The 14,091-nt window shown below is 62.4% G+C and carries 14 protein-coding genes and 1 pseudogene; 14 read left to right on the forward strand and 1 reads right to left on the reverse strand.

Translation table 11 applies throughout. From position 1 onward, the window contains the following. The first annotated feature begins 204 nt into the window (after positions 1–204). The 14 genes and pseudogenes from phnF (at position 205) to phnE (PU624_RS11180) (ending at position 11,459) form a co-directional block, all read left to right on the forward strand. Entirely contained in the window at positions 205–918 is a 714-nt protein-coding gene (gene phnF, locus PU624_RS11115) for a phosphonate metabolism transcriptional regulator PhnF (RefSeq protein WP_283547969.1), read from the forward strand. Next, positions 918–1,364, forward strand: coding sequence for a phosphonate C-P lyase system protein PhnG (gene phnG, locus PU624_RS11120; RefSeq protein ID WP_013358340.1), 447 nt, complete (start codon positions 918–920; stop codon positions 1,362–1,364). The genes phnF and phnG overlap by 1 nt, the downstream gene beginning before the upstream one ends. After that, positions 1,364–1,939: a phosphonate C-P lyase system protein PhnH gene (gene phnH / locus PU624_RS11125; RefSeq protein WP_283547669.1), complete on the forward strand. Its 576-nt coding sequence runs from the start codon at positions 1,364–1,366 to the stop codon at positions 1,937–1,939. The genes phnG and phnH overlap by 1 nt, the downstream gene beginning before the upstream one ends. Next, a complete protein-coding gene (locus PU624_RS11130; RefSeq protein ID WP_283547670.1) occupies positions 1,939–3,015 on the forward strand; it encodes a carbon-phosphorus lyase complex subunit in 1,077 nt (358 codons plus the stop codon). The genes phnH and PU624_RS11130 overlap by 1 nt, the downstream gene beginning before the upstream one ends. Next, positions 3,008–3,856 (forward strand): alpha-D-ribose 1-methylphosphonate 5-phosphate C-P-lyase PhnJ, encoded by an 849-nt coding sequence (locus PU624_RS11135; RefSeq protein WP_008926903.1) that lies wholly within the window; start codon positions 3,008–3,010, stop codon positions 3,854–3,856. Before PU624_RS11130 ends, PU624_RS11135 begins: the two co-directional genes overlap by 8 nt. Further along, the gene (phnK, locus tag PU624_RS11140; RefSeq protein ID WP_013358336.1) at positions 3,846–4,607 is read left to right on the forward strand and encodes a phosphonate C-P lyase system protein PhnK; all 762 of its coding nucleotides are present in this window, start codon (positions 3,846–3,848) and stop codon (positions 4,605–4,607) included. Before PU624_RS11135 ends, phnK begins: the two co-directional genes overlap by 11 nt. Continuing rightward, positions 4,608–5,321 (forward strand): phosphonate C-P lyase system protein PhnL, encoded by a 714-nt coding sequence (gene phnL / locus PU624_RS11145; RefSeq protein ID WP_283547671.1) that lies wholly within the window; start codon positions 4,608–4,610, stop codon positions 5,319–5,321. It abuts the gene before it with no gap. After that, positions 5,318–6,454 carry an alpha-D-ribose 1-methylphosphonate 5-triphosphate diphosphatase gene (phnM, locus tag PU624_RS11150; RefSeq protein ID WP_283547672.1) on the forward strand — a complete coding sequence of 379 codons (1,137 nt, stop codon included), beginning with the start codon at positions 5,318–5,320 and terminating at the stop codon, positions 6,452–6,454. Before phnL ends, phnM begins: the two co-directional genes overlap by 4 nt. After that, positions 6,454–6,987: a ribose 1,5-bisphosphokinase gene (gene phnN, locus PU624_RS11155; RefSeq protein ID WP_283547673.1), complete on the forward strand. Its 534-nt coding sequence runs from the start codon at positions 6,454–6,456 to the stop codon at positions 6,985–6,987. Before phnM ends, phnN begins: the two co-directional genes overlap by 1 nt. Further along, positions 6,984–7,759, forward strand: a pseudogene (phnP, locus tag PU624_RS11160) (phosphonate metabolism protein PhnP). Before phnN ends, phnP begins: the two are co-directional and overlap by 4 nt. 79 nt (positions 7,760–7,838) lie before the next feature. Beyond that, complete coding sequence (gene phnC, locus PU624_RS11165; protein WP_283547674.1) at positions 7,839–8,669, forward strand: phosphonate ABC transporter ATP-binding protein; 831 nt, start codon at positions 7,839–7,841, stop codon at positions 8,667–8,669. A gap of 26 nt (positions 8,670–8,695) precedes the next feature. Beyond that, positions 8,696–9,622, forward strand: a complete 927-nt coding sequence (gene phnD, locus PU624_RS11170; RefSeq protein ID WP_283547675.1) for a phosphonate ABC transporter substrate-binding protein — start codon at positions 8,696–8,698, stop codon at positions 9,620–9,622. 95 nt (positions 9,623–9,717) lie between these two features. After that, a complete protein-coding gene (phnE, locus tag PU624_RS11175; protein ID WP_010670882.1) occupies positions 9,718–10,578 on the forward strand; it encodes a phosphonate ABC transporter, permease protein PhnE in 861 nt (286 codons plus the stop codon). Beyond that, the gene (phnE, locus tag PU624_RS11180) at positions 10,575–11,459 is read left to right on the forward strand and encodes a phosphonate ABC transporter, permease protein PhnE (RefSeq protein ID WP_283547676.1); all 885 of its coding nucleotides are present in this window, start codon (positions 10,575–10,577) and stop codon (positions 11,457–11,459) included. Before phnE (PU624_RS11175) ends, phnE (PU624_RS11180) begins: the two co-directional genes overlap by 4 nt. Here phnE (PU624_RS11180) and PU624_RS11185 read toward each other — a convergent pair. Beyond that, a complete protein-coding gene (locus tag PU624_RS11185) occupies positions 11,413–14,040 on the reverse strand; it encodes an ATP-binding protein (protein WP_283547677.1) in 2,628 nt (875 codons plus the stop codon). The genes phnE (PU624_RS11180) and PU624_RS11185 overlap by 47 nt on opposite strands. Positions 14,041–14,091 lie beyond the last annotated feature (51 nt).

The raw sequence follows: 14,091 nt of genomic DNA on the forward strand, positions 1-14,091 counted from the left end.
CGCAAGCAGGCGCCATAACTTCCTGTGTGGCGGCTTCCTGCCTCATCAATCACACTTATAAACACCTGCACTCTCCAGCCCCCACATTCACCCCACCTTCACCCCCGCGTCACGGTTCTGTCATCTGCGTCCCTCAGGCTAACACCATCCCGCAGCGTCTTATCACTGCGTTCACACTCTGTAACCCGTGAGGATTTCATCGTGATGGAGTTATCCAGACATCCGACCACTGTTTATCAGGCTGTTGCCGCGCAACTGGAGCAGGCGCTGAAAGAGCGCTACCGCTGCGGCGACTATCTTCCTTCCGAACAACAGCTGGCCGATCACTATGAGGTGAACCGCCACACGTTGCGTCGCGCTGTCGATGAGCTGGTGCACAAAGGCCTGCTGCAGCGCCGTCATGGCGTCGGCATCCTGGTGCTGATGCGCCCGTATGACTATCCGCTGCATGCCCAGGCGCGCTTCAGCCAGAACCTGATGGAGCAGGGGAGTCACCCGACCAGCGAACGGCTGCTGGCAGTGCTGCGTCCGGCCAGCAACGACGTCGCCAGTGCGCTGGGCATAAACGAGGGCGACAACGTCATTCATCTGCGCACTCTGCGCCGCGCCAACGGCTTGCCGCTCTGCCTGATCAACCATTTCCTCGCCGACCTCAGCTGGTGGCCGCAGCTTCAGCAATTTAACAGCGGATCGCTGCACGACTTCTTAGTGGAGCACACCGGCAAACAGCTGGTGCGCACCCAGACGCGTATCAGCACCCGCCGTGCGCAGGCGAAGGAGTGCCGGCAGCTGGACATCGCGCTGCATGCGCCGCTGCTCTGCGTGCGGACGCTGAACAAAACCAGTGATGGCGCAGTGGCGGAATACTCCGTCAGCCTGACACGCGGCGACATGATCGAACTGACTCTGGAGCACTAATGGAACAGCAAACGGATCGCCAGCGCTGGCTGTCGGTGCTGGCGCACAGCAGCGCCGCCTTGCTTGAACAGCACTGGCAGGCGCTTAACCTCCAGCCCGAGTTCACCCTGATCCGTCCGGCAGAGATCGGGCTGACGCGGTTACAGGCGCGGATGGGGGCCACCGGCAAACGCTTTGTGATGGGTGATGCCACGGTGACACGCGCGGTGGTGCAGTTGGGCGACGGCACCCTGGGTTACAGCTATCTGCTGGGGCGCGACAAAGCCCATGCCGAACGCTGCGCCCTGCTGGATGCGCTGTTGCAGCAGCCGGAAACCCGGCCACTGCTGGAAGAGAAGATTATTACCCCGCTGGCGGCGTGGCGCGATGAGCAGCGACAGCTGCGCGCCCGTGAAATCGCCAGCAGCAAAGTGGATTTCTTTACGCTGGTTCGCGGAGATAACTGATGACTTTACTGGCAAGTTTTAACCATCCGGTGGCGGATGCACAGCGCGCGTTTCGCCGCATTCTGAAAGCGATGAGCGAGCCGGGCGTGATGGTCTCGCTGCCGCTGCAACAGGGCTGGGGCGCACTGTCACCGGCCGCCACGGCGCTGCTGCTGACGCTGGTCGATCAGGAAAGCCCGGTCTGGCTGGATGCCCAAATCGACAACGAACAGCTGCGCAATAATCTGCGCTTCCACACTGGCGCGCCCATCACTTCGCAGCAGGATGCACCGTTCGCCCTGAGCCATGCGACAGCGCAGCCCGATCCGACGCAGTTCGCGGCAGGTGACAATATGTCGCCGGAGAAAAGCACCACGCTGATCATCGAAGTGCCGTCGCTGAATGGCGGATTAACGCTGCGCCTCTCCGGCCCTGGACTGCGGGAAACCCGTGCCATTGCGCCACAGCTGCCGGAAAGCGTACTGGAATATCTGCGCACCCGTCCGCATCCCTTCCCGCAGGGCGTCGATCTGATCTTCACCTGTGGCGAAGCAATGATGGCCGTGCCGCGCACCACCGTTGTGGAGGTGTGCTGATGTATGTCGCGGTGAAAGGGGGCGAAAAAGCCATCTCTAATGCTCACCAGCTGCAGGCCGATCTGCGACGCGGCGATCGGGCAGTAGCCGAACTCGGCTGTGACCAGGTGGCGCAACAGCTGGGCCTGGCCGTAGATCGGGTGATGACCGAAGGCGGGATATACGATCCGGAACTGGCCGCGCTGGCGATCAAGCAGGCCAGCGGCGATCTGGTGGAGGCGATTTTTCTGCTGCGCGCCTATCGCACCACATTGCCACGGCTGGCGGAGAGCACGCCGCTGGCGACCGGCGCGATGCGCATTGAACGCCGCATCTCGGCGGTCTATAAAGATCTGCCGGGCGGCCAGGTGCTGGGGCCAACCTATGACTACAGCCACCGTCTGCTCGACTTCACCCTGCTGGCCAATGGCGAAACGCCTGCCGCGCCGCGTGACGACCGCTCGATGCCTGAGCAGTGCCCGCACATGTTCAGCATGATGACCGGGGAAGGGCTGGCTGCGGCAGAGGTGGATGACGGCAGCGAGCCGGTTGATATCACCCGCGAGCCGATGCGTTTTCCCGCCTCACGCGCTGCACGGCTGCAACAGCTGGTGCGCGGCGACGAAGGTTTTCTGCTGGCACTGGGCTACTCGACCCAGCGCGGCTACGGCCGAACCCATCCGTTTGCCGGCGAGATCCGCACCGGCACTGTCAGCGTCAGCATCTGTCCCGAAGAGCTGGGTTTTGAGCTGGATATTGGGGAACTGCTGCTGACCGAATGTGAAATGGTCAACGGCGTCGCCCACAGTGACGATGCCGCGCCGCAGTTTACCCGTGGCTACGGGCTGGTGTTTGGCCGTGCCGAACGCAAAGCGATGGCGATGGCGCTGGTGGACCGGGCGCTGCAATGTCGCGAGCAGAATGAGCGCGTGACCAGCCCGGCGCAGGACGAAGAGTTTGTGCTGTCGCACGCCGACAACGTCGAAGCCGCGGGCTTTGTCTCGCACCTCAAGCTGCCGCACTACGTCGATTTTCAGGCCGAGCTGGCGCTGCTGAAACAGCTGCAGCACGATTATCAGGAGCGCAACCATGGCTGAACTCACCGGCTATAACAACGGCTATCTCGACGAGCAGACCAAACGCACCATCCGCCGCGCCATCCTCAAAGCGGTGGCGATCCCCGGCTATCAGGTGCCGTTCGCCGGACGCGAGATGCCGATGCCTTACGGCTGGGGCACCGGCGGCATCCAGATTACCGCCAGCGTGATTGGCGATCAGGATGTGCTCAAGGTGATCGATCAGGGCGCAGATGACACCACCAATGCAGTGTCGATCCGCCAGTTCTTTAAGCGGGTCAGCGGCGCGGCGACCACCGAGCGCACCGCCGATGCCACCCTGATTCAGACCCGCCACCGCATCCCGGAAACGCCGCTGGAAGAGGATCAGATCCTGATTTTCCAGGTGCCGATTCCCGAGCCGCTGCGTTTTATCGAACCACGTGAAACCGAGACCCGCACCATGCATGCGCTGGAGGAGTACGGCATCATGCAGGTGAAACTGTATGAAGATATCGCCCGCTATGGCCATATCGCCACCACCTACGCCTATCCGGTCCGGGTCAACGATCGCTACGTGATGGATCCCTCGCCCATCCCCAAATTCGACAACCCGAAGATGCACATGATGCCCGCGCTGCAGCTGTTTGGCGCCGGGCGTGAAAAGCGCATCTACGCTTTGCCGCCTTACACCCGCGTGGAGAGCCTCGACTTCGACGATCACCCCTTCACCGTTCAGCAGTGGGATGAACCCTGCGCACTGTGCGGCTCGCGCCATAGCTATCTCGATGAGGTGGTGATGGACGACCAGGGAACGCGGATGTTTGTCTGCTCCGACACCGACTTTTGCCATCAGCAGCAGGAACAGCAACATGCACAGTGAACAGCCGCTGCTTGCGGTGAACCAGCTCACCCATCTTTATGCGCCGGGCAAAGGGTTTGAGCAGGTCAGTTTTGATCTCTGGCCCGGCGAGGTGCTGGGGATTGTCGGCGAGTCCGGCTCCGGTAAAACCACGCTGCTGCAGAGCCTGTCGGCGCGTCTGACACCGCAGCAGGGCAGCATTCTCTATCAGAATCGCGACCTCTATCAGATGAGTGAAAGCGATCGCCGTCGCCTGCTGCGCACCGAGTGGGGCGTGGTGCATCAGCATCCGATGGACGGACTGCGTTCGCAGGTCAGCGCGGGCGGCAACATCGGCGAACGGCTAATGGCGACCGGACAGCGCCACTATGGCGACATCCGCGCCGAGGCGAGCCGCTGGCTGCAGGCGGTGGAGATTGATGCCGGTCGCATCGACGATCTGCCGACCACCTTTTCCGGTGGGATGCAGCAGCGTCTGCAGATTGCCCGCAACCTGGTGACGCAGCCGCAGCTGATGTTTATGGATGAGCCGACCGGCGGGCTGGATGTCTCGGTGCAGGCGCGACTGCTGGATCTGCTGCGGACGCTGGTGCGCGAGCTGAATCTGGCGGTGGTAATTGTCACCCACGATCTCGGTGTAGCGCGGCTGCTGGCACATCGCCTGCTGGTGATGAAACAGGGGCGGGTGGTGGAGAGCGGTCTGACCGACCGCGTGCTGGACGATCCTCATCATCCTTACACTCAACTGCTGGTCTCTTCGGTGCTCAATTAAATGACGACTCTCACTCCGCGCCTGCGTGTAGAAAATCTGTGTAAAACCTTTGTGCTGCACAACCAGAACGGCGCGGCGCTGCCGGTGCTGCACAACGCCAGCCTGACGGTAGGCGAGGGCGAATGCGTGGTGCTGCACGGTCACTCCGGCAGCGGCAAATCCACGCTGCTGCGTGCGCTTTACGGCAACTATCAGCCCGACAGCGGCCACATCCGCGTCGCACATCAGGGCGAGTGGATCGACATGGCGCAGGCATCAGCGCGGCAGATTATCGCCCTGCGTCGCGACACGCTGGGCTGGGTCAGCCAGTTTCTGCGGGTGATCCCACGCGTGCCAACGATTGAGATTGTGATGCAGCCGCTGCTGGAACGCGGTGTCGATCGCGAATTCTGCGAAGTGCGCGCCGCCGAACTGCTGACCCGGCTGAATGTGCCGCAGCGTCTCTGGTCGCTGGCCCCGTCCACCTTTTCCGGCGGTGAGCAGCAGCGCGTGAATATTGCCCGTGGCTTTATCGCCGACTATCCGGTGCTGCTGCTGGATGAACCCACCGCTTCGCTCGACAACGTCAACAGCGAGGCGGTAGTGAGCTTAATTGAACAGGCGCGCGCCCGTGGTGCCGCCATCGTCGGTATTTTTCACGATCGGGCGGTGCGCGAGCGGGTAGCCGACAGGCTGCACCTGATGCACCCGATCGATACAGGAGTGCAGGCATGATCATCAATAACGTCAGACTGGTGCTGGAAAACGAAGTGGTGAACGGATCGCTGGAGTTTCGCGACGAGCGCATCAGCAGCTTCAGCGAAACCACCAGCCAGCAGCCGGGTGCGCTGGACGGCGAAGGCGCCTGGCTGCTGCCGGGGCTGGTAGAGCTGCACACCGATAACCTCGACAAGTTCTTCACCCCAAGACCGAAAGTGGACTGGCCCGCGCACTCCGCGATGAGCAGCCACGATGCGCTGATGGTCTCCAGCGGCATTACTACGGTGCTGGACGCGATTGGCGTCGGCGATGTGCGCGACGGCGGGCACCGGCTGGATAACCTCAGCAAGATGATTGACGCCATCCGTGACAGCAACCGCAAAGGGCTGAACCGGGCCGAGCATCTGCTGCATCTGCGCTGTGAACTGCCGCATCCCACCACTGCGCCACTGTTTGAAGCGCTGATGGGCACGCCGGAGCTGGCGCTGGTGTCGCTGATGGACCATTCGCCGGGCCAGCGCCAGTACGCATCGCTGACCAAATATCGCGAATATTATCAGGGCAAATATCAGCTCAACGACGCCGAGATGGATCAGTTCGAGCACGACCAGCTCACCCTGGCGGCAGAGTGGTCGCAGCCCAATCGTCAGGCAATTGCCGGACTGTGCCGGGAACATGGCATCGCCATTGCCAGCCACGATGATGCCACGGCGGCGCATGTGGAAGAGTCCCATGCGGCAGGCAGCCGTATCGCGGAGTTTCCGACCACGCTGGAGGCAGCGCGTGCCTCACGCTATCGCAACATGCAGGTGCTGATGGGCGCGCCTAACATCGTGCGTGGCGGTTCGCACTCCGGCAACGTCGCCGCGTGGGAACTGGCGTCACATGGCCTGCTGAATATTCTGTCGTCCGATTACTACCCGGCCAGCCTGCTGGATGCGGCGTTCCGGCTGGCGGATGACGAGCGCAACAGCCTCGGCATGGCGCAGGCCATCGCGCTGGTGACCTGTAACCCGGCCCGTGCGTTAGGGCTATTCGATCGCGGTGTCATCGCCGAAGGCTGCCGCGCCGACCTGGTGCTGGCGCACACCGCACACGGCTACCCGCACGTGCGGCATGTCTGGAGCAAAGGCCGGCAGGTGTACTGATGGCGCGGCTGATCTGGCTTACCGGGCCCTCCGGCTCCGGCAAGGATAGCCTGCTGGATGCGCTGCGGGAGGCACCGCCGCCGCGTCTGCTGATCGCCCATCGCTACATCACCCGCGCCGCCGATGCGGGCGGTGAAAACCATGTGGCGCTGACTGAGGCGGAGTTTGAACGTCGCGCTGCACTCGGTCTGTTCGCGGTGAGCTGGGAGGCGCACGGTTTCCGCTACGGCATCGGCTGTGAGACGGAGCAGTGGCTGCTGCGCGGGCAGAATGTGGTGGTGAACGGTTCGCGGCTGCATCTGGCGCAGGCACAGGCCCGTTTTGGCGCGCAGCTGCTGCCGGTCTGTCTGCAGGTGTCACCCGCGGTGCTGGCGGCGCGCCTGCGTCAGCGCGGACGGGAAGATGAGACGGAGATCGCCCGGCGGCTGGCGCGCGCCGCCCAGCCGCAGCCCGATAGCCTTCTCCTCAACAACGACGGCGCGCTGGCGGATACCGTCTGCCAGCTGCGCCAGATACTGGAGGCGCATCAATGAAACTCACTTTTCTGGGTACCGGCGGCGTTACGGCGGCACCGCTGCCGGGCTGCGACTGTCGTGCCTGTCAGCGGGCGCAGCGCAACAGCGCCCATGCGCGTGCGCCCTGCAGCGCGCTGATTGAGTTCGGCCACGAACGGATCCTGCTGGATGCCGGTCTGCCGCTGCTGGCGTCGCGCTTCCCGCCCGGCACCCTGACGCGCATTCTGCTCACTCACTACCACATGGATCATGTGCAGGGCCTGTTTGCGCTGCGCTGCGCTGGGGAGTGGGCACGCCGATTCCGGTCTGGGGCCCGCCCGATCCACGTGGCTGTGACGACCTCTATAAACACCCTGGCCTGCTTGATTTCCGTCCCGCCTTAACTCCGTTTGTGGCGCACGCCTTCGGTGAACTGCAGGTCACACCGCTGCCGCTGCAACACTCGAAGCTGACGCATGGCTATCTGTTCGACTGGCACGATACCCGGCTCGCCTGGCTGTGCGACACCTGCGGGCTGCCGCCCGACACCGCCGACTTTCTGCGCGGCCAGCCGCTGGATCAACTGGTGATTGACTGCAACGATCCGCCGCGTGCCGAGCCGCGTAATCACAATGATCTGACCCAGGCGCTGGCGATAGCAGAGATGCTCCGGCCGCGTCAGACGTGGCTGACCCACCTTAGCCATGAGATGGATAACTGGTTAGCCGAAAACTCCTTGCCGGAGGGCGTGCTGCCTGCCCGTGACGGCCAGACATTGCTGTGCGGCGCGCACTGGCCTGTCACAGTTTGATCATCTGACTGTCATCCCGTATTCATCGCGTCACGCCTTAATAACCGGCAGAACGCAATCAGCGATGACGGAGAACACCATGGCACAGGCACTTCTGAAAACGGTGGTCGATAACGATCTGCCACCGGCCAGCCTCAGCGGACAAAAAGTGTTGTCGGTGCAGAAACTGAGCAAAGCCTACGGCGACACGCAGGTGCTGGATCAGGTCAGTTTCGACCTGCACGCCGGTGAGCTGGTGGCGGTGATTGGCCGCTCTGGCGCGGGAAAATCGACGCTGCTGCACATGCTCAACGGCACGATTAACGCCACGTCCGGTGCGATTATCAGCCTGCATGAGGGCGAAGCGGATCGTAACGTGGTCTCGCTCAACAGCCGCCAGATGCGCGAATGGCGCAGCCAGTGCGGCATGATCTTTCAGGATTTCTGTCTGGTGCCGCGCCTCGACGTGCTGACCAACGTGCTGCTGGGCCGTCTGAGCCAGACCGGCACGCTGAAGTCCTTCTTTAAAATCTTCTCTGACCAGGACCGGGCGCACGCCATCGAACTGCTGCAGTGGATGAACATGCTGCCGCAGGCGCTGCAGCGTGCGGAAAACCTCTCTGGCGGGCAGATGCAGCGCGTGGCGATCTGCCGCGCACTGATGCAGAACCCGAAAATCCTGCTGGCCGATGAGCCGGTGGCGTCGCTCGACCCTAAAAATACCAAACGCATCATGGATGTGCTGCGTCAGGTCAGCGAGCAGGGCATCAGCGTCATGGTCAACCTGCACTCGATTGAGCTGGTGAAAAGCTACTGCACCCGCGTGATTGGCATTCAGCGCGGCGTGGTGCTGTTTGACGGCCATCCTTCCCGACTCACCGACAGCCTGCTTCACCAGCTGTACGGTGATGAACTTAACCAAATCCATTAACGTCCACAGCAAGAGAATAATTACGAATGAAACTGACTTCTTTAGCACTTCTGACCAGTGTCATGGCGTTTGGTGTCAGCGCAGCGGATGCGCCGAAACAGCTTAATCTGGGGATTCTGGGCGGGCAGAACGCCACCCAGCAGATCGGCGACAATCAGTGTGTGAAGACCTTCTTTGATAAAGAGCTGGGTGTGGATACCCAGATGCGCAACGCCTCTGACTATTCGGGCGTGATTCAGGGGCTGCTGGGCGGCAAGATCGATATGGTGCTGAGCATGTCACCGGCTTCGTTTGCCTCGGTCTACATTCAGGACCCGAAAGCGGTAGACGTGGTGGGCATTGTCGTGGATGACAAAGATCAGTCACGCGGCTACCACTCTGTCGTCATCGTCAAAGCGGACAGCCCGTACAAAAAGCTGGAAGACCTGAAGGGCAAATCATTCGGTATGGCCGATCCTGACTCGACGTCCGGCTTCCTGATGCCAAACCAGGCGTTTAAGAAAATGTTCGGCGGCTCGGTGGATGACAAATATAACAACACCTTCTCCAGCGTCACCTTCTCTGGCGGCCATGAGCAGGACATTCTGGGCGTGCTGAACAATCAGTTTGATGGCGCCGTCACCTGGACCTCATTGGTCGGTGACTATAACAGCGGCTACACCTCTGGCGCGTTTGGCCGTCTGATCCGCATGGACCATCCGGACCTGATGAAGCAGATCCGCATTATCTGGAAATCGCCGCTGATCCCTAACGGCCCGGTTCTGGTCAGCAACAAGCTGCCCGCTGACTTCAAAGCGAAAGTGGTGTCGGCAATTAAAAAGCTGGATAAGGAAGATCACGCCTGTTTCGTGAAAGCGGTGGGCGGCGAGCAGCATATCGGTCATGCGACGGTCGCTGACTATAAAAGCATTATCGATATGAAGCGTGACCTGATGAAAGGCAGCCGCGGCTAAGGCCGACGACGCCCTGACTGTCCCCGCTCAGGCGGGGAGAGCGGGACGCGGCAACCCCGCCGGCGTCCCGCTGCATTAGCGCCGGAGATCCCCCTTTGACCGAATTCGAACACTACTACCAACGCATCCGCCGCCAGCAGAAACGTGACACGCTGCTCTGGTCACTGCTGCTGGTGGCACTCTATCTGGCGGCGGGCAGGGTGGCAGAATTTAATCTGCTTACCGTCTGGCAGTCGCTGCCGCACTTCTTCGACTATCTGCATGAAATCCTGCCGGTGCTGCATCTGCCGCTGCTGTTTGCCGACGGTAAGACCGAAGGCTCGCTGGCTTACTGGGGTTATCGTCTGCCGATTCAGCTGCCGCTGATCTGGGAAACGCTGCAGCTGGCGCTGGCCTCGACGCTGGTGGCGGTGGCTCTGGCGGCGGTGCTGGCCTTTTTCGCGGCCGACAATACCCAGACGCCGGTCAGCGTGCGGATGACGATTCGCGCTTTTGTTGCCTTTCTGCGCACCATGCCGGAGCTGGCGTGGGCGGTGATGTTTGTGATGGCGTTTGGCATCGGGGCGATCCCCGGTTTTCTGGCACTGGCGCTGCACACCGTGGGCAGCCTGACCAAACTGTTTTACGAGGCGATTGAGTCAGCTTCGGATAAGCCGGTGCGCGGCCTGGCCGCCTGTGGCGCCAGCAAGCTGCAGCGGATGCGCTTCGCCTTCTGGCCTCAGGTTAAACCGGTCTTTCTCTCCTACAGCTTTATGCGCCTGGAGATTAACTTCCGCTCCTCAACCATCCTCGGGCTGGTCGGCGCGGGCGGCATCGGCCAGGAGCTGATGACCAATATCAAACTGGACCGCTACGATCAGGTGAGTATCACGCTGCTGCTGATTCTGATTGTGGTTTCGCTGCTGGACACGCTATCCGGCCAGCTTCGTCGCCGTGTGACAGGAGATCGGACATGATAAGCCACGTACCGGATGTCGCCCTGCTGAAGCAGCAGCATCGTGAACTGTTCGCCGCCCAGCCGCGCTATCTGCGCCGCATCGGGCTGATGGCGCTGGCCGTGCTGCTCTATTACCTCTATTTCTTCTCGGTATTTGGCCTGGAGTCGTCGCGCCTGCTGATGGGCTGCCAGCAGTTGGGGCGCTATTTCCTGCGAATGTTTGTCTGGCACGACTTCCTGAACTGGCCGTTTGGCTACTATTTTTCACAGGTGGGGATCACCCTGGGGATTGTCTTTGCCGGGACGCTGACCGCCTCACTGCTGGCGCTGCCGCTGTCGTTTCTGGCGGCACGCAATGTGATGCACGATCGGGCGGCTAAACCGCTGGCGTTTATGATGCGCCGCTTGTTCGACGTATTACGCGGCATCGATATGGCGATCTGGGGGCTGATCTTCGTGCGTGCGGTGGGCATGGGGCCGCTGGCCGGGGTGCTGGCGATTATCCTGCAGGATGTCGGCCTGCTCGGCAAACTCTACGCCGAAGGGCACGAAGCGGTGGAACGTTCACCGGGTCGGGGTCTGGGTGCCGTAGGCGCTAACAGCCTGCAGAAACACCGCTTCGGCATCTTCACCCAGTCCTTCCCGCAGTTTCTGGCGCTGAGTCTTTACCAGATCGAGTCCAACACCCGCTCGGCGGCGGTGCTCGGCTTTGTCGGCGCGGGTGGCGTCGGCCTGGTCTACGCCGAGAACATGCGCCTGTGGAACTGGGATGTGGTGATGTTCCTGACGCTGATTCTGGTGGTGGTGGTGATGGTGATGGATGTCATCTCCAGCCGCCTGCGTAAGCGCTACATCAGTGGGAAGCCGGTGCCGTTGTGGCAGCCTGCTGCGCGCGATTAAGGCGCTCGCTGCGCTGCCAGGCGCGCTGCAGCGCCTGCACCAGCTGTGCCTGCTGCCAGGGTTTCGCCAGCCGTTCGCACAGTGGCAGCGTCACCGGCTGGTGGCGCAGGTCCTGACCGCTGATGAGCAGCGTCGCTAGCTGCGGCCAGTTCTGCTGCGCCTGGCGGATCACCTCCGCGCCGTTAATCTCGCCGGGCAGCATCAGGTCGCTGATCAGCAGGTCGATATCTGGTGTCTGGCGCAGCAGCGCCAGCGCCTCTTCACCGTCGCCACACTCCAGCGTCAGATAACCCAGCTGATGCAGATGCTCACACAGCGTCTGGCGCACCGCCGGTTCATCATCCAGCACCAGCACCAGCCGGTTGCTGGCCGCGTCAATGTCTGCCGCCATCTCAGCCTCACTGGGGGCAGGCGGTGGCGGGGCGATGAGAGTTGCGGCGGCGGCGTCCGTCGCGCGCGGCAACAGCAGCCGCACCGTGGTGCCCTGGCCCGGTGCGGTTTCGAGTTCGATCTGCCCGCCTGACTGCCGCACAAAGCCGTAAACCATCGACAGCCCCAGTCCGCTGCCACTGCCGGTCGCTTTAGTCGTGAAGAACGGCTCGAAAACCTGCTCGCGAACCTCGGCCGACATGCCACAGCCGTGGTCGATCACCTCAATTGTGACTCTGTCACGTTTTTCACCGCCCTCCGGACGGCGCTGATTCCAGATGCGCAGCCGGATCTCGCCGCTTTGCCGGTTCATGGCATCGCGCGCGTTCACCACCAGATTCATCAGCGCATTTTCCAGCTGGCTGGCGTCGATCCAGGCGGGCCAGCCGGGACGTTGCGCATCAATAATCAGCTGCTGTCCCGGCAGCAATGAGTGCTGCAGCAATCCCTGCAGATTATCCACCAGCGTCACCACCGACACCGCGCGCGGATAGAGCGCCTGCTTGCGCGAGAATGCCAGCAGACGCTGCGTCAGCTGGGCGGCGCGATCGGCGGCCTGCCGCGCCCGCTCAATCCGGGTCGCCAGCGGGCCGGGCATCAGCTGGCCTTCGGTCAGCGCCAGACTGCCGATAATCACCGCCAGCAGATTGTTGAAGTCGTGCGCCAGTCCGCCAGTCAGCTGACCGACCGCTTTCATTTTCTGGCTGTGCTGCAGCGCCTCCTCCAGCGTTTTCCGCGAGGTCCGGTCCAGCACGGTATTGACCATGCCACGGCGCGGAATCGGACTGAAGCGCAGTTCCAGCGTGCGGCCATCGGCCAGCCGGATCTCCTGCTGTTCACCGGGATCGTGCAGATCGACCGCCAGCGGAGCCAGCAGTTGCTGATAGTGGACGCCGCGATGCAGCTCACGCGGCGCAATGCCGAGCAGCTCCGCATACTGGGCGTTCCACACCACCAGTTGACCGTTGTTATCGAACAGGGCAAAGCCGTCGCGCATCGCCAGGAACGTGGACTCCAGCTGATTGCTCTTCTCCTTCAGCAGCCGCGAGGTGTGGGCCAGCGAGGCGGTATTGCGGGCAAAGACGTTAAACGCCCGCGCCAGTTCGCCCAGCTCGTCGCGCCGTTGCAGTCCCGGCACGCTGACGTTCTGCTCACCCTGCGCCAGCCGCGTCATCGCCCCGGCAATCGCCGTCAGGCTCGACCCGAGGTTGCGATAGATATAGATCCCGGCATAACCGGTGATCGCCAGCGCCAGCACCACAAACAGCGCAATAAAGCCGATGATGGAATCCAGTTCGTGGTGGGTGGCCTGGGTGCGCGCCTCGCTTTGCAGCGCGACCTGCTGCACCGACGCGTTGATATCGTCGTTCAGCATCGCCACCAGCGCTTTTACCCGGTAGGTGGCGTAGGCGATGGCCAGATCGCTCTGCTCCAGCGCCTCCGCCAGCGGCAGCAGACGCTGCTGTGTGGCGAGCAGTCGCTGCACATTCTCGCCGGTCACGCCCGTCAGCGGCACGTTGCGCCACGGGGTCATGACCTGCTGAAGTTGCTCAATGACGGCGATGGGTGACGGCGTACGGATGGCGATGGTGATCAGCCGTTCGGTCTGCTCACGCAGTGCGGCATCCGGCAGCGTCCGCTGTTCCCGCTGCACCAGCTGGTCGATGTGACCGAGCAGAATCTGCGCCTGCCACAGGTCGCTCAGCATGTTATTGCGCTGCAGATGCCGCTGATGGCTGTTCAGCAGCAGGCTGTTAATCGTCTGCTCCAGCATCAGGCTGCGGGCGCGGATCCGGGCGATGCGCTCCGGCTGACGGGCCGCCAGCGGCGCACTGGCCAGCAGGCTCAGCGACTGCTGTAGCGCCTGCTGATTCTGCTGCAGCCGCTGTGATTCACTCTGATACTCCAGCGCCCCGACTACCTGTGACAGCCGGACCGCCGCCGTCGCCACGTTGGCGGTGTCGCGCGCCAGCGCCAGGCTGCCGTTCATATCCGCCAGCGTCTGCGCCTGTGCCTGCTCCTGAATCGCCCCGGCATGACGAAAGCCGATGATCGCCACCACGCTCACCATCAGCGTGACCGACACCACCAGCAGATTGAACATCAACAGGCGTCCACGCGCCCCGGCCTGCCACGGATAACTGCGCTGCATCCCACGACCTCTTAATCACTGCAACGATGCGCCGAGTATAGGAGCGTGATG

The organism is Pantoea sp. Lij88 (genome assembly GCF_030062155.1).
GTDB lineage: Bacteria > Pseudomonadota > Gammaproteobacteria > Enterobacterales > Enterobacteriaceae > Pantoea.